The sequence below is a fragment of the Amycolatopsis heterodermiae genome (assembly GCF_034929455.1).
Lineage (GTDB): Bacteria > Actinomycetota > Actinomycetes > Mycobacteriales > Pseudonocardiaceae > Amycolatopsis > Amycolatopsis heterodermiae.
On sequence record NZ_JAYFSI010000016.1, the window covers coordinates 55511 to 76634 of the forward strand.

Annotated in this window: 25 protein-coding genes; 5 read left to right on the forward strand and 20 right to left on the reverse strand. The window is 71.4% G+C overall.

Going from position 1 to position 21124, the window contains the following annotated elements; all coding sequences use genetic code 11:
* Nucleotides 1–41: 41 nt before the first annotated feature.
* From VA596_RS43940 to hrcA, 18 genes are all read right to left on the reverse strand, one after another.
* A complete protein-coding gene (locus tag VA596_RS43940; protein WP_323335854.1) occupies nucleotides 42–1058 on the reverse strand; it encodes a permease in 1017 nt (338 codons plus the stop codon).
* 111 nt (nucleotides 1059–1169) lie between these two features.
* Complete coding sequence (locus VA596_RS43945) at nucleotides 1170–1595, reverse strand: YbjN domain-containing protein (RefSeq protein WP_323335856.1); 426 nt, start codon at nucleotides 1593–1595, stop codon at nucleotides 1170–1172.
* A complete protein-coding gene (locus VA596_RS43950; protein WP_323335858.1) occupies nucleotides 1592–2407 on the reverse strand; it encodes an isoprenyl transferase in 816 nt (271 codons plus the stop codon). The genes VA596_RS43945 and VA596_RS43950 overlap by 4 nt, the downstream gene beginning before the upstream one ends.
* Before the next feature lie 42 nt (nucleotides 2408–2449).
* On the reverse strand, nucleotides 2450–3211 hold the full coding sequence (gene recO / locus VA596_RS43955; RefSeq protein ID WP_323335860.1) for a DNA repair protein RecO: 762 nt from the start codon (nucleotides 3209–3211) through the stop codon (nucleotides 2450–2452).
* A 49-nt stretch (nucleotides 3212–3260) separates the two neighbouring features.
* Nucleotides 3261–3722, reverse strand: coding sequence for a CD225/dispanin family protein (locus VA596_RS43960; protein ID WP_323335862.1), 462 nt, complete (start codon nucleotides 3720–3722; stop codon nucleotides 3261–3263).
* A gap of 70 nt (nucleotides 3723–3792) precedes the next feature.
* Nucleotides 3793–4881, reverse strand: a complete 1089-nt coding sequence (locus VA596_RS43965) for an RDD family protein (RefSeq protein WP_323335863.1) — start codon at nucleotides 4879–4881, stop codon at nucleotides 3793–3795.
* Nucleotides 4882–5067: 186 nt separating this feature from the next.
* Nucleotides 5068–5517, reverse strand: a complete 450-nt coding sequence (locus VA596_RS43970) for a DUF2752 domain-containing protein (protein ID WP_323335865.1) — start codon at nucleotides 5515–5517, stop codon at nucleotides 5068–5070.
* On the reverse strand, nucleotides 5514–5837 hold the full coding sequence (locus VA596_RS43975; protein ID WP_323335867.1) for a CD225/dispanin family protein: 324 nt from the start codon (nucleotides 5835–5837) through the stop codon (nucleotides 5514–5516). Before VA596_RS43975 ends, VA596_RS43970 begins: the two co-directional genes overlap by 4 nt.
* Before the next feature lie 28 nt (nucleotides 5838–5865).
* A complete protein-coding gene (locus tag VA596_RS43980; RefSeq protein WP_323335869.1) occupies nucleotides 5866–6168 on the reverse strand; it encodes a CD225/dispanin family protein in 303 nt (100 codons plus the stop codon).
* A gap of 1 nt (nucleotide 6169) precedes the next feature.
* Nucleotides 6170–7066 (reverse strand): GTPase Era, encoded by an 897-nt coding sequence (gene era, locus VA596_RS43985; RefSeq protein ID WP_323335871.1) that lies wholly within the window; start codon nucleotides 7064–7066, stop codon nucleotides 6170–6172.
* Nucleotides 7063–7401 carry a cytidine deaminase gene (locus tag VA596_RS43990; protein WP_323335872.1) on the reverse strand — a complete coding sequence of 113 codons (339 nt, stop codon included), beginning with the start codon at nucleotides 7399–7401 and terminating at the stop codon, nucleotides 7063–7065. Before VA596_RS43990 ends, era begins: the two co-directional genes overlap by 4 nt.
* Entirely contained in the window at nucleotides 7394–8740 is a 1347-nt protein-coding gene (locus VA596_RS43995) for a hemolysin family protein (protein ID WP_323335874.1), read from the reverse strand. Before VA596_RS43995 ends, VA596_RS43990 begins: the two co-directional genes overlap by 8 nt.
* A 9-nt stretch (nucleotides 8741–8749) precedes the next feature.
* Nucleotides 8750–9319: an rRNA maturation RNase YbeY gene (gene ybeY / locus VA596_RS44000; protein ID WP_323335876.1), complete on the reverse strand. Its 570-nt coding sequence runs from the start codon at nucleotides 9317–9319 to the stop codon at nucleotides 8750–8752.
* On the reverse strand, nucleotides 9316–10392 hold the full coding sequence (locus VA596_RS44005; RefSeq protein ID WP_323335878.1) for a PhoH family protein: 1077 nt from the start codon (nucleotides 10390–10392) through the stop codon (nucleotides 9316–9318). The genes ybeY and VA596_RS44005 overlap by 4 nt, the downstream gene beginning before the upstream one ends.
* 90 nt (nucleotides 10393–10482) lie before the next feature.
* On the reverse strand, nucleotides 10483–10842 hold the full coding sequence (locus tag VA596_RS44010; RefSeq protein ID WP_323335880.1) for a histidine triad nucleotide-binding protein: 360 nt from the start codon (nucleotides 10840–10842) through the stop codon (nucleotides 10483–10485).
* 425 nt (nucleotides 10843–11267) lie between these two features.
* Complete coding sequence (locus VA596_RS44015; RefSeq protein ID WP_323335882.1) at nucleotides 11268–12020, reverse strand: 16S rRNA (uracil(1498)-N(3))-methyltransferase; 753 nt, start codon at nucleotides 12018–12020, stop codon at nucleotides 11268–11270.
* 8 nt (nucleotides 12021–12028) lie between these two features.
* Nucleotides 12029–13198: a molecular chaperone DnaJ gene (gene dnaJ / locus VA596_RS44020; RefSeq protein ID WP_323335885.1), complete on the reverse strand. Its 1170-nt coding sequence runs from the start codon at nucleotides 13196–13198 to the stop codon at nucleotides 12029–12031.
* A 31-nt stretch (nucleotides 13199–13229) separates the two neighbouring features.
* Nucleotides 13230–14252, reverse strand: a complete 1023-nt coding sequence (gene hrcA / locus VA596_RS44025) for a heat-inducible transcriptional repressor HrcA (RefSeq protein WP_323336106.1) — start codon at nucleotides 14250–14252, stop codon at nucleotides 13230–13232.
* Between the two features lie 241 nt (nucleotides 14253–14493).
* Here hrcA and VA596_RS44030 point away from each other — a divergent pair, with 241 nt between their 5' ends.
* From VA596_RS44030 to VA596_RS44045, 4 genes are read left to right on the forward strand one after another with little or no spacing between them, the layout of a single operon-like run.
* Nucleotides 14494–14898, forward strand: coding sequence for a YbaB/EbfC family nucleoid-associated protein (locus tag VA596_RS44030; protein WP_323335886.1), 405 nt, complete (start codon nucleotides 14494–14496; stop codon nucleotides 14896–14898).
* Nucleotides 14898–15218, forward strand: a complete 321-nt coding sequence (locus VA596_RS44035; RefSeq protein WP_323335887.1) for a type VII secretion target — start codon at nucleotides 14898–14900, stop codon at nucleotides 15216–15218. Before VA596_RS44030 ends, VA596_RS44035 begins: the two co-directional genes overlap by 1 nt.
* Entirely contained in the window at nucleotides 15215–16420 is a 1206-nt protein-coding gene (locus tag VA596_RS44040; RefSeq protein WP_323335889.1) for a hypothetical protein, read from the forward strand. Before VA596_RS44035 ends, VA596_RS44040 begins: the two co-directional genes overlap by 4 nt.
* The gene (locus tag VA596_RS44045; RefSeq protein ID WP_323335890.1) at nucleotides 16417–16908 is read left to right on the forward strand and encodes a hypothetical protein; all 492 of its coding nucleotides are present in this window, start codon (nucleotides 16417–16419) and stop codon (nucleotides 16906–16908) included. The genes VA596_RS44040 and VA596_RS44045 overlap by 4 nt, the downstream gene beginning before the upstream one ends.
* Here VA596_RS44045 and VA596_RS44050 read toward each other — a convergent pair.
* Together VA596_RS44050 and VA596_RS44055 are read right to left on the reverse strand one after the other, a co-directional pair.
* Nucleotides 16905–17759, reverse strand: coding sequence for an aldo/keto reductase (locus VA596_RS44050; RefSeq protein ID WP_323335891.1), 855 nt, complete (start codon nucleotides 17757–17759; stop codon nucleotides 16905–16907). The two genes, VA596_RS44045 and VA596_RS44050, sit on opposite strands and share 4 nt — an antisense overlap.
* A 76-nt stretch (nucleotides 17760–17835) precedes the next feature.
* Nucleotides 17836–19326, reverse strand: coding sequence for a CoA-acylating methylmalonate-semialdehyde dehydrogenase (locus tag VA596_RS44055; RefSeq protein WP_323335893.1), 1491 nt, complete (start codon nucleotides 19324–19326; stop codon nucleotides 17836–17838).
* A 135-nt stretch (nucleotides 19327–19461) separates the two neighbouring features.
* Between VA596_RS44055 and VA596_RS44060 the strand changes: the two genes are divergently transcribed.
* Nucleotides 19462–21099, forward strand: a complete 1638-nt coding sequence (locus tag VA596_RS44060; RefSeq protein WP_323335895.1) for a PucR family transcriptional regulator — start codon at nucleotides 19462–19464, stop codon at nucleotides 21097–21099.
* The last annotated feature ends 25 nt before the right edge of the window (nucleotides 21100–21124 follow it).

The window sequence follows — 21124 nt, forward strand, 5'->3', positions numbered from 1 at the left end:
AAGCCGCCAGGAATGCTCGTGGACGGGTTGCCTGTTCGGGTTCATGCCAGACCCACCACCAGTCCGGTCACCACTGCGCACGCGGCCGCCACCACGAAGGTCACCGGGGCGAAGCGGACCGCGAACGACCTTCCGAACGTGCCCGCCTGGAGGGCGAACAGCTTGACGTCGACCGCCGGGCCGACGACCAGGAACACCAGCTTCGGCAGCAGGGGCAACGCCGTCAGGGACGCTGCCACGAAGGCGTCCGCTTCGCTGCACAGCGCCAGGACCACGGCCAGCACCGCCATCACCACGATGCCCAGCACCAGCTGGTCCCCGAGCACACCGAACCACTTCGCCGGGACCAGCACGTTCAGCGCCGACGAGATCAGCGCGCCCAGCACCAGGAAACCGCCCGCCTCGACCAGGTCCGTCCGGGCCGTCTCGGCGAACACCCGCCACCGCTGGCCGCCCTCGACGTCCGGGAGGCGGCGCAACGCGCGCTCGGTGATCCATTCGAGCTTGCCCCAGCGGGCCCACAGCCAGCCCATCACCATCGCCGTGGCCAGCGAACCCACGAAGCGGGCCAGCACCATCTCCGGCTTGCCCGGGAACGCGACCGCGGTGGCCACCAGCACCACCGGGTTCACCGCCGGCGCGGCCAGCAGGAACGTCAGCGCCGCGGCCGGGGCCACGCCCTGGCCCATCAGCCGACGCGCCACCGGCACGGACGCGCATTCGCAGCCCGGCAGGGCGACCCCCGCGAGCCCGGCGACGCCGACCGCGGCACCGGCCCGCCGCGGCAGCACCTTCTCCAGCACGCGCGCGGGCACGAACGCGGCGATGGCACCGCTGATCAGCACGCCCAGCACGAGGAACGGCAGCGCCTGCACGCACACGGCGACGAACACGGTCGAGCCGGTGCGCAGCGCGGGCACGTCGAACAGCTGCTGCAGCCAGCCCTGGCCGAGGATCGCGACCAGCAGGATCGCGCACAGCACCTCGACCGAGCTGATCCGGAACCGGCGGGTGCGCCGCCGGCCGGTCTCGGCAGAAGGTTCGGAAAGGGTGTCCACGACGGCGATGATGCCAGGGCGCCACGACTCCACGAGACCCGCACGGGCCGCGAACGGCCGGATACGGTCCGTTTGCGACCGGCTTCGACCGTTCGCACCGAAAAAAGGCGGCTACTCCGCGGGCAGGATCCCCGGCAGGTCGGTCCGCAGCTGCGACGCCGTCGACACCACGAGCATCAGCAGCGTCCCCAGCGCCGCCTCGTCGAGGCCCGCCGCCGGGAACGCGTAGCGCAGCGTGACGTCGACGCCGTTGTCGGAGTGACCGACGCCGAGCGTCCCGAACAGCCCCTGGCCGGCCCGCTCGGCGACCGCGATCGCCAGCTCCGGCGCGTCCGCCAGGTCCCAGCCGACCACGCAGGTCAGGCTCAGCACGGTGAGCCCCTCGCCGAGCCGGGTCGCCTGGATCACGCACGGGACGTCGCCGTGGGAGAAGGTCAGCGCGCCGTCGTCGTCGACGTGGACCTCGAGGTAGCGCTCGAGGGCGCCCTTCGCGCTGGTCAGCAGCTCCGCGGTCTCGGCCGCTTCGGTGGCGCTCATGACGACGACGCCTGGTCGACGGCCGCGCCGAAGCGGCGGTCGCGCTTGGCGAACTCCAGGCAGGCCCGCCACAGGTGGGTCCGGTCGAAGTCCGGGAACAGCGTGTCCTGGTAGACCATCTCGGCGTAGGCCGACTGCCACAGCAGGAAGTTCGACGTCCGCTGCTCGCCCGAAGGCCGCAGGAACAGGTCCACGTCCGGCATGTCGGGCTGGTACAGGTACTTGCCGATGGTCTTCTCGGTGACCTTGCCGGGATCCAGGCGGCCGTCGGCGACGTCGCGCGCGATCCGCTGCATCGCGTCGCCCAGCTCCGCGCGGCCGCCGTAGTTGACGCACATCGTCATGTTCAGCGCCGTGTTGTCCTTGGTCTTCTCCTCGGCCGCCTGCAGCTCCTTGATCACCGACGCCCACAGCTTCGGCCGGCGCCCGGCCCAGCGGATGCGCACGCCGATCGAGCCCAGGTAGTCGACCTGGCGGCGGATCGTGTCGCGGTTGAAGCCCATCAGGAACCGCACCTCTTCGGGGCTGCGCTTCCAGTTCTCCGTCGAGAACGCGTAGACCGAGAGCCACTTGACGCCGATCTCGACGGCGCCGGCGGCGACGTCGATCATCACCGCCTCACCGCGCTTGTGGCCTTCGATCCGCGGCAGGCCGCGCTGGTTGGCCCAGCGGCCGTTGCCGTCCATGACCAGCGCGACGTGCTTCGGCACCAGCTCACGCGGGATCTCCGGCGGCACCGCGCCGGACGGGTGCGGATCCGGGGCCCGCAGCTCGTATCGCGACGCCTTGTTCTCGCGTCCCCTGCGCAACACGGCGGGCCTCCCTGGATGGGTGAAAATCGATCAGGTTCGACCCTACTGCCCGCGCACCACGGCCTCCCGGGCACGTCGCTCGACCAGGGGAAGGGACCGGAGCTGACGCTCCAGATGCCATTGCAGGTGGGCCGCGACCAGGCCACTCGCGTCGCGGCGGGTGCCGGGCAGGGTCGACTCGGCCATCGTCCATTCGCCGTGCAGCAGGGCGGTGAGCAGGTCCAGGACCTCGGGTGCGGGGTGCACGGAGCCGGGGACGCGGCAGTCCTGGCACATCGAGCCGCCGGCCGCGACGCTGAACGCGACGTGCGGGCCGGGCAGGCCGCAGCGGGCGCACTCGGTGAGCGCGGGCGCCCAGCCGGCGTAGGACATCGCGCGGAGGAAGAACGCGTCGAGCACCAGGGAGGCGTCACGCTCCCCCGCGGCGAGCGAGCGCAGCGCGCCGCAGACGAGGAGGTAGAGCTTGAGCACCGGCTCGCCCTCTTCGGCCGAGAGCCGGTCCGCGGTTTCGGCGATCGCGCTGGCCGCGGTGTAGCGCTGGTAGTCGGCGACCAGCGGCAGCTGGAACGCGTCCACGGTCTCGACCTGGGTGATCACGTCCAGGGTGCGGCCGGTGTAGAACTGCACGTCGACGTGGCCGAACGGCTCCAGCCGCGCCCCGAAGCGGGACGACGTCCGCCGCACGCCCTTCGCGACGGCACGCACCTTGCCGTGCCGCCGGGTCAGCAGGGTGACGATCCGGTCGGCTTCACCCAGCTTGTGCGTGCGCAACACCACCCCGGTGTCGCGGTAGAGGTTCACCACCCCGACATCGTCCCACTTGCGGGCGACGCCGGGGTGGACCGACCCAGTTTCAGCAGTAGTAGCCGTAGCAGCGGCTGACCGTCGTCGCGGTGGCCGCGACGATGATGAGGATGATCGCCGTGACGCAGCCGATGCCGCCGAGGATCGTGGAGATCAGGCAGAGCGTCTTGGTGGTGCGCGACGCCTGCTCCGCCATCATGTAGTTGCCCTGCATCTTGTACGTGCCGACCTCGTTGGACTTCATGATCGCGAAGATCCCGAGGATGAGCCCGCCGAGGAAGAGCGACGCGATCGCCCAGCCCTTGTAGTCCTTGATGCCGTTGATGTCGCCCCCGGGCATGCCGTAACCCGGGGCACCGAAGCCGCCGGTGGGCGGCTGGCCGTAGGGCGCGGGCTGGCCGTAGGCGGGCATGCCCCCGGACGGCGGGCCGTAACCCGGCTGCTGCGGGAACCCACCCGACTGCGGCTGCTGACCGTAGGGCGGCTGCTGCTGCCCGTAGGGATTGGTCATGAACGTGTACCCCAACTACTCGTGAACTTCCGCCGGAAACCCGGCGGTGGTGCGGAAAGTCGAGCCGCGGCTACTGCTGCGGCGGCTGGCCGGGCTGCTGCGGCGGCTGCTGCCCGAACTGGCCCGGCTGGAGCTTCTGGGTCGCCTCGGCCTCACCTTGGGCCTCGGGACGCAGCATCTGGGTGCGCTCCGCGCCTTCGCCGAACGGCGAAGCGCCACTGTCCGGCCCGGCGCCGGGGCGGAGCATCTGGGTGCGCTCGGCACCTTCGTCGAAGGCACTCTGGCCCGGGGGCGGCGCCAGCGGCTGGCCCGGCTGGCCGAAGCCGCCGGACTGGGGCTGCTGCGGGAAACCACCGGACGGCGGCTGGCCGAAGCCGCCGGACTGCGGCTGCTGCGGGAAGCCACCGGCCTGAGGCTGACCGGGCTGGCCGAAGCCGCCGGACTGCGGCTGCTGCGGGAAACCAGCGGACTGCGGCTGACCGAACTGGCCGGGCTGCCCCGCCTGCGGGTAACCGCCGCCGAACGGCTGCGCGCCGGGCTGGCCCATGCCGGGCTGCCCGTACGGCGAGGGTGCGTCGTCGGCGTTGACGACTACGGTGCTGAGGATCTTGTCGGAGAAGGTCTGGGACTTGTCGTCCCACAGCGGCCACAGCCAGCCGACGTAGCAGGCGAAGCTGTCGACGGCGTGGGCGAGGTCGCGCAGGAAGGCCATGCCGGCGCCGATCGGCTGCCCGGTGGCCTCGCTCACGAGCTTGATCTTCGCGACGCGCTTGCCCAGCGACTGGCCGGTGTTGCCCTGCTGGATCCAGCGGTTGTAGATCGTCCAGCCGAGCCAGGCGAGCCCGCCGAGGAGACCGAGCAGCGACCCGATCTGACCGCCGGTGATGGAAAGCGGGATGACGATCGCGTAGAGCAGCACGACCGGCCCGATGTCGATGAGCCAGCCCAGGGCGCGCTGGCCCCAGTTCGCGTAGTTCTGCGGCGGTCCGAAGGGAGCACCCTGCTGGCCGAACGGCGCCGGCTGCCCGAACGGTGCCTGCTGCCCGTAGGGCGCCTGCTGCCCGTACGGCGGCGGCGCCTGCCCCGGCTGCGGCTGTCCGAACGGCTGCTGGCCGCCGGGCTGCTGCCCGAAGGACGGCTGGCCGTAGGGATCGGTCATGTGGGTCTCCCCCTCGCTGGTCACTCCACCCGCACACCTCATGCGGAACCGGCCCGAATGTACGGCACGGTCCGCGGGAGCGTACTCGGTTCGCGTTCGCCCGCGCGTGTCAGGCGTCCACTGCCCGGGTGAACGTAGCGAAGCTCCGACGCGTTACACGGCGCGCCGGTTCCCCTCCGTCGCGCATCAGACGCGCAAACCGGTGAACGGGGCGAACGGGAGGTTGCGCACGACGAACCAGACGACGAACACGAGGCCGACGGCGAGCGGGGTCCAGCGCCAGTGCAGCCAGCTGTTCACCCAGCGGCCACGCAGCCGCCCGACGGTCCAGGCGGCGGTGCTCCACACGAAGAGGAGGACGAAGACGAGGGAGACGGCGTTGTAGTGCAGGGCAGCGGAGAGGTCGCCGTGCATCAGGCTGTAGGCCATCCGCATGCCGCCGCAGCCCGGGCAGTCGATGCCGAGCAGTGCCTTGGTCGGGCAGACCGGGAGCCAGCCGCCGGGGGTGGTGGGGTCGCCGATCCAGACGGCCGCGCAGCACAGGCCGAGCCCGCCGACGACGGCCATCGGGGCGCTCAGCGCGCGCAGCGTGGCCTTGGCCCCCTGGGCCGGGAATCCCGTGTAGACGGTCGTCACCTCGCCAGCCCCCAGGCCGAGACGCCGACGAACACGAACATCACGACGACGAACACCAGGTAGAGCGCGATCAGGATGCCGAAGGAGATCGCCGACCACATCGCCCACTTGCGGGCCTCGTCGGCGGCCCGGTGCGCCTCGGCGTGGTAACCCTGGAACCACAGGGTGTTGACCTGGTTCGCCTTCACGATGGCGACGATACCCAACGGCAGGCAGCACATCACCGTCGCCAGGATCGCCCAGACCAGGTTGTTCTCCGGGGGCGGCCCGTAGTTCGGCTGCCAGCCGTACGGGGGTTGCTGCGGGTACGGCTGGGTCACCGGGTTCTCCTCCTGCTGCCGACGTTCCTCAGTGGGACGCGGCGTCGTCGAGCAACGTTCCCAGCAGCAGGACGCCGCCGACGACCACGAGGACCCAGAGCACCACCCCGACGACGGCGCCGATGATCGCCCAGCGCCGCGCGGCACCGGCCGCGTGCCGGGCGGCGTCCGGGTCGCCCTGGGCCCAGAGCCGCTCCACCTTGGCCGCCTGGAAGATCGAGACGATCCCGAAGGGCAGGCAGATGATCGCGGCGACGATGCCCCAGGCCAGGTTGCTCGAGGGCGGGGGCCCGGGGTTGTAGTCGGCGGGCGGGCGCGCGGGCTCGGTCACGTCAGAACCCGAGCCGTCGCAGCTGGCGGGGGTCGCGCTGCCACTCCTTGGCCACCTTGACGTGCAGGTCGAGGTAGACCTTCGAGCCGAGCAGCGCCTCGATGTTCTTGCGGGCGGTGGCGCCGACCTCGCGCAGCCGCTCGCCCTTGTGCCCGAGGATGATGCCCTTCTGGCTGGGCCGCTCCACGTAGAGGAACGCGTGCACGTCGATGAGGTCGTCGCGGCCTTCGCGGGGCAGCATCTCCTCGACGGTGACGGCGATCGAGTGCGGCAGCTCGTCGCGGACGCCTTCCAGCGCCGACTCGCGGATGAGCTCGGCGACCAGCGTCTGCTCGGGCTCGTCGGTGAGCTCGCCGCCCGGGTAGAGCTGCGGGCCTTCGGGGAGCCGCTGGACGAGCAGGTCGGCGAGGGCGCCCACCTGGAAGCCGTCCACGGCGGAAACCGGGATCAGCTCGGCGAAGTCCATCACGCCCTGCAGCGCCAGCAGCTGCTCGGCGACCTGCTGCGGCTGGACCAGGTCGGTCTTGGTGACGATGCCGATGACCGGGGTGCGCTTGGCGATCTTCTGCAGCTCGGCGGCGATGAACTTGTCGCCGGGGCCGATCTTCTCGTTGGCCGGCACGCACAGGCCGACGACGTCCACTTCGGACCACGTCGTGTGCACGATGTCGTTGAGCCGCTCGCCGAGCAGGGTGCGCGGGCGGTGCAGGCCGGGGGTGTCGATGAGGACGAGCTGGGCGTCCTCGCGGTGCACGATGCCGCGGATCGCGTGGCGGGTGGTCTGCGGTTTGCTCGAGGTGATGGCGACCTTGGTGCCCACGAGCGCGTTGGTCAGCGTCGACTTGCCCGCGTTGGGCCTGCCGACGAAGCAGGCGAAGCCGGACCGGTGTTCCGTCATCGGTTCAGCACCTCGATGACGGAGCCGCTCGGGTCGGCCAGGATGATCGGCGCGTACTTCGCGATGTCGCGGATCGCGTGCCGGGAAGCTTCCTTGAGCAGGCCTTCGCCGGTGACGACGGCGGCCGCTTCGATGCCTTCGGCACCGCTGGACAGCGCGGCGGCGACGGCGGCCTGCAGCGCGGTGAGCTTGAACGACGGCTGGTCGACCGTGCCCGCCGCGTAGGTGCGGCCGTCGGTGTCGCGGACCGCGGCCCCTTCGGAGGCCTGGATCCGGGCGCGCGAGGACCGGGCGAGGGTGACCAGTTTCTGGTCCTCCGCCTCGAGGTCAGGCATGTTCGACGCTCCTGTCGCGTTCGTCGGGGTGGGTCAGGCGCGTGCGGCGCCGGGTGGTCCGGTCCGCCGGGTCGGTCATCGCCTCGGCGGTGACCGGGTGCACCACCACGGAGGTGATGCGCATCCGGCCGCGCCGGTCCTTGCCCCCTTCGGCGAACAGCCGAAGACCGGCGACCTCGGCTTCGGCCCCCGGTAGCGGGACCCTACCCAGTCGTTCCGCGAGCAGCCCGCCCACGGTCTCCACGTCGTGGTCTTCGAGGTCGATGCCGAACAGCTCGCCGAGGTCGTCGACCCCCATCCGGGACGACACGCGGACGGCGCCGCCGTCGAGCTCCTCGACCTCGGGGCGTTCGTCGGCGTCGGACTCGTCGGTGATCTCGCCGACGATCTCCTCGAGGACGTCCTCGATGGTCAGCAGCCCGGCGGTGCCGCCGTACTCGTCGACGGCGATGGCCATGTGGTGGTGCGAGCGCTGCATCTCCTTGAGCAGGTCGTCGAGCCGCTTCGAGTCGGGGACGAAGGACGCCGCGTTCATCACGGTGTCGACGACGGTGCTCGGGCCGTCCGGGTCCAGGTACCCGGACATGAGGTCCTTGATGTTGACGACGCCGACGATGTCGTCGACCGACTCGTCGATGACCGGGAGCCGGGTGAAGCCGGTGCGCAGGGCCAGCGCCAGCGCCTGCCGGACGGTCTTGGTGCGCTCGATCCAGACGATCTCGGTGCGCGGCACCATGACCTCGCGGGCGATGGTGTCGCCGAGCTCGAACACCGAGTGGATCATCTCGCGCTCGGAGTCCTCGACGACGCCGCGTTCCTGGGCGAGGTCGACGAGCTCGCGCAGCTCGACCTCGGAGGTGAACGGGCCTTCGCGGAAGCCCTGGCCGGGGGTGATGGCGTTACCGATGAGGATGAGCAGGCGGGACAGCGGGCCGAGGACGGAACCGAGGACGCGGACGGGCCCGGCGACGTAGCGACCGATGCGGTAGGGGTGCTGGCGGCCGAGGGTGCGCGGGCCGACGCCGATGAGGACGTAGCTGACGACGATCATCACGACCGCGGTGACCAGCACGGCGATGCCGAGCGGCGCCAGCCGGGTGCCGACGAAGACGGTGACCAGCACGGTGGCGGTGAGCTCGCAGCCGAGGCGCAGCAGGAGCAGCAGGTTGATGTGCCGCCGGCGTTCGGCGACGACCGCGGCCAGGTGCCGGGCGCCGGGCAGGCCCATCCGGGCGAGGCCGTCGGCCCGGGCCTGGGACACGGTGCTGACGGCGGCGTCGGCCGCCGCGAACACGCCCGCGAGCAGCACGAGCGCGATCGCGAAGAGGAGCTGGACCATGGCTGACGCCTAGGGCGTTTCTCCCGGCGGCGCGGGGCTCGGCTCGGCGCTCGCGTCGAGCCCGGCGATGCCGAGGACGCGGTCGTCGGTGTTGCGCTGGGCGTTCTGCTTCTCCAGCGCGGCGACGGCGTCCTGGTACTCGCCGAGGATGCGCTTCTGGAGGCCGAACATCTCGCGTTCCTCGGCGGGCTCGGCGTGGTCGTAGCCGAGGAGGTGGAGGCAGCCGTGCACGGTGAGCAGGTGCAGCTCGTCGATCAGGCCGTGGCCCGCCGTCTTGGCCTGGTCCTTGGCGAACGCCGGGCAGAGCACGATGTCCCCGAGCAGCGCCGGTGACGCGTCGGGCGCGTCCGGGCGGCGGGAGGAGTCGAGCTCGTCCATCGGGAAGGCCATGACGTCGGTGGGGCCGGGCAGGTCCATCCAGCGTTCGTGGAGGTCTTCCATGACTTCGAGGGTGACGAGCAGGATGGACAGCTCGGCGAGCGGGCTGACCTCCATCTTGTCGAGGGCGTAGCGGGCCGCGGAGACGATGGACGTCTCGTCGACGTCGACGCCGGACTCGTTGGCGATTTCGATGCTCAACGCCGGTTGCCCTTCCAGCCGTTGCCCTGCTGCTGGTCCTGGGCGTCCTGCACGGCCTGCCACTTCTCGTAGGCGTCGACGATGTCGCCGACGAGCTTGTGCCGGACGACGTCCTGGCTGGTCAGTTCCGAGAAGTGGAGCCCTTCGACGCCGCCGAGGATGTCGCGGACGACGCGGAGGCCGCTGCGCTGCCCGTTGGGCAGGTCGACCTGGGTGACGTCACCGGTGACGACGATCTTGGAGCCCTGCCCGAGGCGGGTGAGGAACATCTTCATCTGCTCGGGCGTGGTGTTCTGGGCCTCGTCGAGGATGATGAAGGCGTCGTTCAGGGTGCGGCCGCGCATGTAGGCGAGCGGCGCGATCTCGATGGTGCCCGCCTGCATGAGCCGGGGGATCGACTCGGGCTCGACCATGTCGTGCAGCGCGTCGTAGAGCGGCCGCAGGTAGGGGTCGATCTTCTCGTTGAGGGTGCCGGGCAGGTAGCCGAGGCGCTCGCCGGCTTCGACGGCGGGCCGGGTCAGCACGATGCGGGTGACCTGCTTGGCCTGCAGCGCCTGGACGGCCTTCGCCATGGCGAGGTAGGTCTTGCCGGTGCCGGCCGGGCCGATGCCGAAGACGACGGTGTGCTTGTCGATGGCGTCGACGTAGCGCTTCTGGTTGAGCGTCTTGGGCCGGATGGTCTTGCCGCGGCGGGAGACGATGTTGAGGCTGAGCACTTCGGCGGGCGAGGCGTCGCCGGTGCTGAGCATGCCAATGGTGCGGCGGACCGTGTCGGGTCCGACCTGCTGGCCGCCGGTGGCGAGGGTGACGAGGTCGGCGAAGACGCGTTCGGCGAACGCGACGTCGGCCGGGGTGCCGGTCAGGGTGACCTCGTTGCCGCGCACGTGCACGTCGGCGGCGAGGAGTTCCTCGGCGACACGCAGGTTCTCGTCGCGGGAGCCGAGCAGGCTGAGGGCGGCGGCGTCGGGGATCGGGAACCGGGACTGGGCCGCCTGGGCGGTGGTGTCGTCGGTCTTGGGGACGTCTCCGGGGACGTCGGGTCGGGCGGCTCCACCCGGTGCGGTTCCGGCCACGTGGCCTCGGCCCTGCTTTCTCGGTGAGGGACTACTGACCCTCCCGATGCTACTGGCACCCCCCGACAAGACGCAGGCCGGTTTCCCGACTCACCCCTCGTGAGCTCCGAAGAAGCCGAGAGGCTCCCCGCCAAGCACATGAGCATGCACGTGGAACACGGTCTGCCCAGCATCCCCATCAGTGTTGAAGACAACCCGATACCCACTGGAGAGGATGCCCTCAAGCTCGGCAACCTTACGAGCAGTAGCAACAACATCACTCAGCAGCGACGGATCAGCAGCAGCCAACTCAGCAAGGTTCCGGTACCGCTTCTTGGGCACGACGAGCACATGAACCCGAGCCTGAGGCCGAATATCCCGAAACGCAAAGGTCGTCTCATCGGAGTACACGACATCGGCAGGGATCTCACCAGCAATGATCCGCTCGAAGAGCGTCTCGTCCTCACTCATGAGAAGAACCCTAGCGACCGGCCCCCAAAGGCAGCCACACAGGCGAAGGGCCGAAGGCCCGAGCAAGCCAACACGCCTTTTGGAGGACAGCCAGACAAAAGCCGCGGGGGTCCGGGGCTTGCCCCGGCTGGGGGTCTGGGGGTTTGACCCCCAGAAGACACAACGAACGCGAAGCGGCCGAAGCGAAGCGAGGCAAGCGAAGCGGAAGATGCCGCGCAGCGGCGGATCCTGGGGGTCGATCCGCCGCTAGCGCGGCTCCGCCGGACCGAGGGGGGAGGTGCCCGGCGGGGTCTGTGCTTTCCCAGTGGCGCGCCGAAACACTGTGTGGCGCGTTAGTAAACGAGAGTAACGGGTCGGAGTGTGATCGCGCCATAACTGGGCGCAAAATCCAGCCCCTTTTTTCGGGGTGATCTTTTCAGTGCCGGTCACTGCCACCGGGTGGTGAGGGCGCCCAGTGCGCCGAGGGCGACGGCGGCGGCGGTGGAGGTGCGCAGGACGGTGGTGCCGAGGCGGACGGCTCGGGCGCCGGCTTCGCGGAGGGTGTGGAGTTCGTCGTCGGTGATGCCGCCTTCGGGGCCGACGACGAGGAGGAGGTCGCCGGTGTCGGGCAGTGCCAGGTCGGTGAGCCGGTCGGGGACGTCGGATTCGAGGACGATGACCAGCGACATCGTGCTGGCGAGGCCGGCGAGCTCGCGGGTGCCGACGGGTTCGGTGACGTCGGGGACGTGGGCGCGGCGGGCCTGTTTCGCGGCGGCGCGGGCGGTGGCGCGCCAGCGGGCGAGGGCCTTGTCGCCGCGGCCGCCGTCGTCCCACTTGGCGACGCTGCGGGCGGCGCGCCAGGGGACGATGGCGTCGGCGCCGGCCTCGGTGGCGAGTTCGACGGCGAGTTCGCCGCGGTCGCCCTTGGCGAGGGCCTGGGCCACCACGACGCGCAGTGCGGGTGGTTCCTCGGTCCAGCTCTCCTCGACCGTGAGGTTCAGCAGGGCGTCACGGCCGGGCTGGACGGCGTCGACGACGCAGCGGGCCATGGTGCCGGCGCCGTCGGAGAGGACCAGCCGCTCCCCCGCGCGCAGGCGGCGGACGGTCGCCGCGTGCCGGGCTTCCTCGCCGTCGAGGACCGCGGTGCCGCTGGTCGGCACCGCGGAGGCGAGGAAGACCGGCAGGGTGGTGTCGGGCACAGCGCAGCTCAGCGGTGGTTCTTGGCGCGCAGCTTGGAGAACAGGCCGCCGTGCTTGTTGCCGTTGGACGCCAGCGTCGGGACTTCCTCGCCGCGCTGCGTGGCGAGGTCCATGAGCAGCTCGCGCTGGGCCTCGTCGAGCTTGGTCGGGACGACGACGTCGATGTGGACGTGCAGGTCGCCGCGGCCGTCGACGCGGCCCGAGGAGCGCAGCCGGGGCATGCCCTTGCCGGTGAGGACGAGCTCGGCGTTGGGCTGGGTGCCGGGTTCGACGTCGAGTTCGTAGTCGCCGTCGACGAGCGTCGCGATGGGCACGGTGGCGCCGAGCGCGGCCGTGGTCATCGGGATGCGGAAGTTGCAGTGCAGGTCGTGGCCCTGCCGGACGAATACCTCGTGCGGCGTCTCGTCGATCTCGACGTAGAGGTCGCCTGCCGGGCCGCCGCCGGGGCCGACCTCGCCCTGGCCGGACAGCCGGATGCGCATGCCGTCGCCGACGCCCGGCGGGATCTTGGCGGTGACGTTGCGGCGGGCGCGGATGCGGCCGTCGCCGCCGCACTGGCGGCAGGGGTCGGGGATGACCTCGCCGTAGCCGCGGCAGACCGGGCAGGGGCGGGCCGTGACGACCTGGCCGAGGAAGGACCGCTGGACGGACTGGACCTCGCCGGCGCCGCCGCAGGTGTCGCAGGTCTTGACGCCGGTGCCCTCGGTGGTGCCCGCGCCGCGGCAGAGGTCGCAGACGATCGCGGTGTCGACGGCGATCTCCTTGTCCACGCCGGTCGCGCAGTCCTCGAGGGACAGGCCGAGCCGGATCAGGGCGTCGGAGCCGGGCTGGACGCGGCTGCGCGGGCCACGGCCCCGCCCGCCGCCCCCGCCGGCCGCACCGAAGAAGGCGTCCATGATGTCGCCGAGGCCGCCGAACCCGGCGAACGGGTCGCCGCCGCCCGCGCCGCCGCGGCCGCCGCCGTCCATCGGGTCGCCGCCGAGGTCGACGATCTTGCGCTTCTGCGGGTCGGACAGCACCTCGTAGGCGGTCGTGACCTCGCCGAACTTGTGCTGCGCGTCCTCCGACGGGTTGACGTCGGGGTGCAGCTCTCGGGCCAGCTTCCGGTACGCGCGCTTGATGTCCTGGTCGCTCGCGTTCTTCGCCACCCCGAGGATGCCGTAGTAGTCCCTCGCCACCGTCTCTGCTTCTCCTTCTGCTCTGCCCGGCTCAGCGGCCGGACAGGATCTGACCCACGTAGTTGGCGACCGCGCGCACCGCGGCGATCGTGCCGGGGTAGTCCATCCGGGTCGGGCCGACCACCCCCATGCCGCCGAGCACCATGTCCTGGCCGTAACCGATCGAGACGACCGAGGTGCTGCGCATCTGCTCGTCCTCATTTTCCTCACCGATGCGCACGGTGATCGCACCGGGGTTGCGGGTGGCGGCGAGCAGCTTGAGGACGACGACCTGCTCCTCGAGTGCTTCGAGGACCTGCCGCAGCGAGCCCGGGAAGTCCGCGACGTTGCGGGTGAGGTTCGCCGTACCGCCCAGGACCAGGCGTTCTTCCGGGTGCTCGGCCAGTGACTCGACCAGGACCGTGCAGACGCGGATGAGCGCGTCGCGCAGGTCGCCGGGCGACTTGTCGGGCAGTTCGGCGACGCGCGCGGCGGCCTCGTTGAGCCGCCGTCCGGACATCGCCGTGTTGAGCACCGTGCGCAACCGCGCGACGCCGTCCTCGGTGATGACGTCGCCGAGATCGACGGTCCGCTGGTCGACGCGGCCGGAGTCGGTGATGAGCACCAGCATGAGCCGCGCCGGGGTGAGCGGCACCACCTCGAGGTGGCGCACCGCGGCGTTGGTCAGCATCGGGTACTGGACGACGGCGACCTGCCGGGTCAGCTGCGCGAGCAGCCGGACCGAGCGGCGGAGGACGTCGTCGAGGTCGGTGCCGCTGTCGAGGAACGTCGTGATCGCGCGGCGCTCGGCCGCGCTGAGCGGCTTGATCTCGGACAGCCGGTCGACGAACAGGCGGTAGCCCTTGTCGGTCGGGATCCGGCCGGCGCTGGTGTGCGGCTGGGTGATGTAGCCCTCTTCTTCGAGGGTGGCCATGTCGTTGCGCACGGTGGCGCTCGACACGCCCAGGTTGTGCCGTTCGACGATCGTCTTCGATCCGACCGGCTCCTGGTTGGACACGTAGTCGGCGACGATCGCGCGCAGCACGTCGAAGCGGCGTTCGTCCGCGTTGGCCACCGGTTCCTCACCCACTTCGCTCGCTGCTCATGCCGAGTTTACGGAAGCCTGAGCCGGTCGTGCTCAACGCGGCCCGCTCGGGCCCGGGTAAAGAACGGACAAATGAATTCCCATGCGTTGTTTTCCGGAAAAAACTTCGGGTTGTCGGCGGAACCGAAACGGGGTTTGCTGCCTCTGATCCGCATGCCCTCCCCCGACATTCGAGGTCGCCGTGAACACAGTTGAACCCGCTTCGGCCGGTATGCCCGAAATCGTCCGGCGCGCCGCCGAGGCGAAGGCGCGGCTCGAGCACATCTCGGCGACGGCCACGAGCGCCGACGGTGTCGTCACGGTGACCGTCAACACCAGCGGTGCGCTGCAGGAACTCACCTTCGGCCCGCGTGCCGACGAGCTGCCCCGCGCCCGGCTCGCGGCGGCCGTCGTGGCCACCGCGAAACGCGCCCAGCTGCAGGCGGCCCAGCAGCTCACGAGCGTGATGGCGCCGGTGATCGGCGCGGACAGCGACGCCATGAAATTCCTCCGGGAACAGATTCCGGAGCCCGAGCTGCCCGAAGAGGAATCACCCCGGGAATTCGCCCGTAAACCGCCGCCGCGGCCGGGTGACGACGAGGACTTCGGCGGCCCGATCCTGCGCCGGGGGCTGTGATGACCGCCATGAAGGTCGACTTCGACGTCCTCGGCGGCCACGAGGACGAGATCCGCGAGATCGCCGGCAAGGTGCAGCAGGCGCTCGACGCCGCGGGCAGCGCGCAGGCCCTCGACTTCGACGCGTTCGGCATCGTCGGGCAGGTCTTCGCCGTCCCGATCCAGGCGTGGGTCGACACCGCCGACGGCTTCCTCGGCTCGGCCGTCGAAGCCGGGCACGACGTCGCGGACCGGGTGAAGACCGCGCACGCGGCGTTCAGCGAGCACGAGCAGAACACGAAGAACCTGATCGAAGGCATCGGCAAGGAGCTGCCGGCATGACCGAGACGCAGGAGAACCCCCTGGTCGCGACGAGCGAGTCTTCCGGCGGCTTCTGGAGCGGGATGGGCGACGGCTCGAAGGGCGAGCTGGACAACGTCAACGCCCAGACCGGCGGCGCGGGCATCTTCAGCGACGCCGCGTCGACGCTGACCGACGCCCGTAACGGCGACTGGGGCAACCTCGCCATGGACGTCGGCACCGACGCCCTCGACCTGCTCGGCGCCGCGATGGACCCGCTCGGCACGCTCGCGAGCGCGGGGGTCGGCTGGCTGATCGAGCACATCAGCTTCCTCAAGGACGGCCTCGACAAGCTCGCCGGCAAGCCCGAGGCCGTCACGGCCAAGGCCGTGACCTGGTCGAACATCTCGAAGCAGCTCACCGAAACGGCCGAGCAGTACGAGCAGCAGGCCAAGAAGGTCGGGCAGTCGTTCAGCGACTGCGGGTCCGCGGAGGCCTACCAGCGGACGGCGGAGAGCTACGTCAGCGTCCTGCGCGGCGCGGCTTCCCACGCCGGGGACGCGTCGACCGCGATGAACGTCGGCGCCGCGCTGGTCGGCACCGAGCGCGGGCTGATCCGCGACATGATCTCGTCGTTCGTCGGCGAGCTGATCGTCAAGGCGCTGGCCGCGCTGGCCGCGTCGTGGTGCACCTTCGGCGGCACGATCGCGGCGTTCATCGCCGACACGGTCGTCGAGGGCGGGGTGCTCGCGGAGAAGATCAGCACGCGCATCACGAAGATCGTCGAGAAGCTGGAGAGCCTCGCGAAGGGCGCGGGCAAGTCGAAGGCGGCCCTGGAGGGCGCGGCGAACGCGCTGAAGAAGGTGGGCAAGGGCGTCGACAAGCTGGTGGACAAGAGCGTCGACACGGCGGCCGGCATCGAGCGCAAGGCGAACGAGCTGAAGCAGGCCGGCAAGGAGGCGAAGTCCGCCGAGGAGACGGCCAAGGGCTGGAACGAAGCCGCCGAGTCGCACGTCCCCGGCCGCGAAAAGCTCGAAGGCGCGGGCGACAAGTACTCGGAGGACGGCCGCAGCGCGCTCAAGCCGGCGGAGTGGCAGAGGGCCGGCGGCTATCCGGGGTGGAGCACCGCGGACACCGTCGGTGTCGTGACCGAGGGCCGCCGCCAGGAGAACGAGCAGATCGACCGCTACCACGAAGGCCAAGAGGCCTACGAGAAGGAACACCCCGAAGGCGAGGCCGAGTGATCGAGCAGGCCGAGGTGGAGCTGGCCAACCGCCACGGCCGGCTCCACCCCTCGCAACGCGGGAAGCTGCTCGACCTCAACTTCTGGGTCGCGGCCGTCCTGGTCGCCGCCGGTCTCGTGGTGACGGTCCTGCTCGCCGCCGTGGCGGAGACCGCCGCCGAAGTCCTCGGCACCCTCGTGCCGATCCTGGCGATCACCGCCTGGTTCGGATTCGTCTGCTGGCGCCGGCTGGCGGACGTGCGGAGCGGGCAGCTGGTCGCGACCGCGGGCTGGACCCACGACTTCGGCAGGCAACGGCCCGGCGACGAGTACCCGATCGCGCTCTCCACCCGGCTCAGCCAGGGCTACAACGAGCACTACTACCTGAAGGCGGGCGGCCGGACCTACCCGCTGGAGCGGAAGCTCCGCGAGCGGATCCGGCCGGACCGGGTCAACACCGTGCTGGTCACGCCGCGCAGCAAGCAGCTGATCAACGTGCTCCCCGCTTAGGCGGCCGCCGCGCTCAGTGCGTCGAACTCGGCGTCGGTCAGCTCGATGTCCGCCGCCGCGATGTTGTCTTCGACGTGCGCGACCGACGACGTGCCGGGGATCGGCAGCACCACCGGCGAGCGCTTGAGCAGCCAGGCCAGCGCGAGCTGCGACGGCGACGCGTCGTGCTCCTTGGCCAGCGTGCTCAGCGGGCTGTCCGGGCCGGCCAGTGCGCCGGTGGCCAGCGGGAACCACGGGATGAACGCGATGCCGTGCCCGGCGGCGTGCTCCAGCAGCGGCTCCGCGTCGCGCTTGGCCAGGTTGAACATGTTCTGCACGGACACGATCTCCGCGGTCTTCTGCGCCTCCTGCAGGTCCGCCACGCCGACCTCGGACAGGCCGATGTGCCGGATCTTGCCCTCGTCCTGCAGCTTCTTCAGCTCACCGATCTGCTCGGCCACCGGGACCTTCGGGTCGATCCGGTGCAGCTGCAGCAGGTCGATCCGCTCGAGGCCGAGGTGGCGCAGGCTCAGCTCGACCTGCTGGCGCAGGTACTCGGGCCGGCCGACCGGGATCCATTCGTTCGGGCCCTGCCGGGTGAAGCCGGCCTTCGTCGCGATGACGAGGTCGTCGGCGTACGGGTGCAGGGCCTTCTTGAGCAGCAGGTCGGCGACGAACGGGCCGTAGACGTCGGCCGTGTCGATCAGCGTGACACCCAGCTCGACGGCGCGCCGCAGCACGCGGACGGCCTCGTCGGGGTCCTTCGGGTCACCCCACACGCCGGGCCCGGTCAGCTGCATGGTGCCGTACCCGAGCCGGGTGACCGGCAGGTCGCCGCCGATCGTGAACGTGCCTGAGTTCTTCGCACTCATCTTTCGTCCCATCGTTGTCCAGGGGTGCTCCACCGGGTGTCAACCCGCGGAGCACCCCGGACAATCCCGGATCACGTCAGGAGTTGCGCGGGAACCCCAGGTTCACCCCGGCGTGGGACCGGTCGGGCCAGCGCGAGGTGACGACCTTGGTGCGGGTGAAGAAGTGGAAGCCCTCCGGCCCGTACGCGTGGCTGTCGCCGAAGAGCGAGTCCTTCCAGCCGCCGAAGGAGTAGTAGCCGACCGGCACCGGGATCGGGACGTTCACCCCGACCATGCCGACCTCGACCTCGTTCTGGAACCGCCGCGCGGCCGCGCCGTCACCGGTGAAGATCGCCGTGCCGTTGCCGTACGGGTTGGCGTTGATCAGGTCCAGGGCGTCGTCGTAGGACGCCGCGCGCGCCACCGACAGCACCGGGCCGAAGATCTCGTCGGTGTAGATCGACATCTCCGGGCGCACGTGGTCGAACAGCGTCGGGCCGAGCCAGAAGCCGTCGCCGGGCACCTCGACCCCGCGGCCGTCGACGACCAGGGACGCGCCCGCCTCGACCCCGGCGTCCACATAGGACTCGACGCGCTCGTGGTGGGCGCGGGTGACCAGCGGGCCCATCTCGGACGCCGGGTCCCGGCCGTCGCCGACCTTCAGCCCCGCGATCCGCTCGGCGATCTTCGCGACCAGCTCGTCGCCGACGGGATCGACGGCCACCACGACCGACACGGCCATGCAGCGCTCCCCCGCCGAGCCGAACCCGGCGGACACCGCGGCGTCGGCGGCCAGGTCGAGGTCGGCGTCCGGCAGCACGATCATGTGGTTCTTCGCGCCACCGAGCGCCTGGACGCGCTTCCCGTTGCGGGTACCGGTTTCGTAGACGTACCGCGCGATCGGCGTCGACCCGACGAACGAGATCGCCTTGACGTCGCGGTGTTCCAGCAGCCCGTCGACCGCGACCTTGTCGCCGTGCAGCACGTTGAGCACGCCCGCGGGCAGCCCGGCCTCGGCGAACAGCTCGGCGAGGAACACCGCCGCCGACGGGTCCTTCTCACTCGGCTTGAGCACGACGGTGTTGCCGCAGGCCAGCGCGTTCGGCACGAACCACAGCGGCACCATGGCCGGGAAGTTGAACGGCGAGATCACCCCGACCACCCCGAGCGGCTGGGCGATCGAATAGACGTCGACGCCGGTGGAGGCGTTCTCGCTGAAGCCGCCCTTGAGCAGCTGCGCGGCGCCGCAGGCGTACTCGACGTTCTCGATCGCGCGGGCGATCTCCCCGGCCGCGTCCGACTCGACCTTGCCGTGCTCGCTCGTGACGATCTTCGCCAGCTCGTGCTTGCGCGCCGAGAGCAGCTCGCGGAAGGCGAACAGCACCCGCGTCCGGCCGGCCAGCGACGTCCCGCGCCAGCCCGGCAGCGCCGCCGTCGCGGCCGCGACGGCCTCGTCGACCTCGGCCTGCCCGGCGAAATCGACCTGCGCGCGGACCTGCCCGGTGGCGGGGTCGAACACGTCGCCGGTACGCGCGGGAATGCCGGTGAACAGCTTGCCGTCGATCCAGTGGGTGATGCGGTCGGTCACGACGGGCACTCCTTCGCTCGGGGACGTCCCTGCGAGTGTCCGGGCGGGCGCCACGCGGACGCCATCGGCAACGTGTACGCCAGTTGGCTTCCGGCCGTACAGTCTGTCCCTGCCGATCATGCCGGGGAGGTTTCCGTGTACCCGACCGTGGCCGAGGTGCTCGCCCTGCCGGTGCTGCGCCAGGGCCGCCCGCACGTCGTCGCGGGTGCCGCCGGGCTGGACGCGCCCGTGCGCTGGGCGCACGTCGCCGAGGTCGCCGACATCGCGCACCTGCTGCGCGGCGGTGAGCTGGTGCTGACCACCGGCGTCGCGCTGCCCGACGACGGCCCGTCGCTCGCCCGCTACGTCGCGGACCTGGCCGGGGTCGGCGCCGCGGGCGTGGTGATCGAGCTGGTCCGGCACTGGAACGACAAGCTGCCCGCGGCCCTGGTGGACGCCGCCGACCGGCACGGGTTCCCGCTGGTCACGCTCTCGCGCGAGACGCGGTTCGTGAGCGTCACCGAGGCGGTCAACGGCCAGATCGTCGACGCCCAGGTCGCCGAGCTGCGCGCCGCCGAGCGCGTCCACGAGACGTTCACCGCGCTGACGGTCGCGGGCGCCGAACCCGGCGTCGTGCTGGGCGAGGTCGCGCGGCTCACCGAGCAGCCGGTGGTGCTGGAGACGCTCTCGCACGAGGTGCTGGCCTACGACGCGGCCGGCACCGACCCGGCCGAGCTGCTCACCGGCTGGCCCGCGCGGTCGCGGGTGGTCCAGGTCGGCGAGCGCACCGGCTACCACGCGGGCGCGGGCTGGCTGGTCACCGTCGTCGGCGCGCGCGGTCACGACTGGGCGCGGCTGATCGTCGTGTGCGCCGACCAGCCGCCGCACCGCCACCGCGTGGTCGCCGAGCGGGCCGCGTCCGCGCTCGCCGTGCACCGGCTGGTCGCGAAGGACTCCGACGGCCTCGAGCGACAGGCCCACCGCGCGGTGCTGGCCGAGCTGCTGAGCTCGCCCGCGCCGTCGGCGGAGCTGCTGGCCCGGGCGTCCGCGCTGGCCGTGCCGCTGACCGGGCGGCAGCTGGTCGGGGTGGCCGTGCGGCCGCGGCTGACCGGCACCGCGCGCCCGGCGTTGTCGACCCCGCCGGTGCTGCGCGAGCTGGCCGAGGCGACGGCGCTGGCCGCGCGCCGCGCGAAGGTGTCGGCGCTGGTGGCGACCGACGACACCGGCGTCCGGGCGCTGATCGCGCTGTCCCCCGAGGCGAACGCCGACGCGGTGCTGCAGCGGCTCGCCACCGACGTCCACGACGCCCGCTCGAGTGCGCCGGGCGTGCTCGCCGTCGGCACCACGGTGCTGTCACCCGCCGAAGCCGGCCGGACGCTGCTGGAGGCCGGGCAGGTCGCGGCCGCCGCGCTGGGCGCGGGCGCGGAGCGGGTGCTGCACCGGTTGTCCGACGTCCGGCTGCGCGGCCTGCTGCACCTGCTGTCCGGGGACGAGCGGGTCGCCGCCTTCGCGACCCGTGAGCTGGGGCCGCTGCTGCAGCGGGACGCCGCGTCGGGCAGCCGGCTCGTGCCGGCGTTGCGGCACTACTGCGAGCAGGGCGGCAACAAGTCGGCGGCGGCCGCGGCGGCCCACACGTCGCGGACGGCGTACTACCAGCAGCTCGCCCGGATCGAGCAGGTCCTGGGCGTCCGGCTGGAGGAGCCGGAGTCGATGCTCTCGCTCTACGTCGCGCTGCTGGCGCTGGACCTCACCCGGCCGGGCGAAGAAGACTCACCCGGACGTGCAGCACAGTGATCGACTTCGGCCTGCCGATGAGATC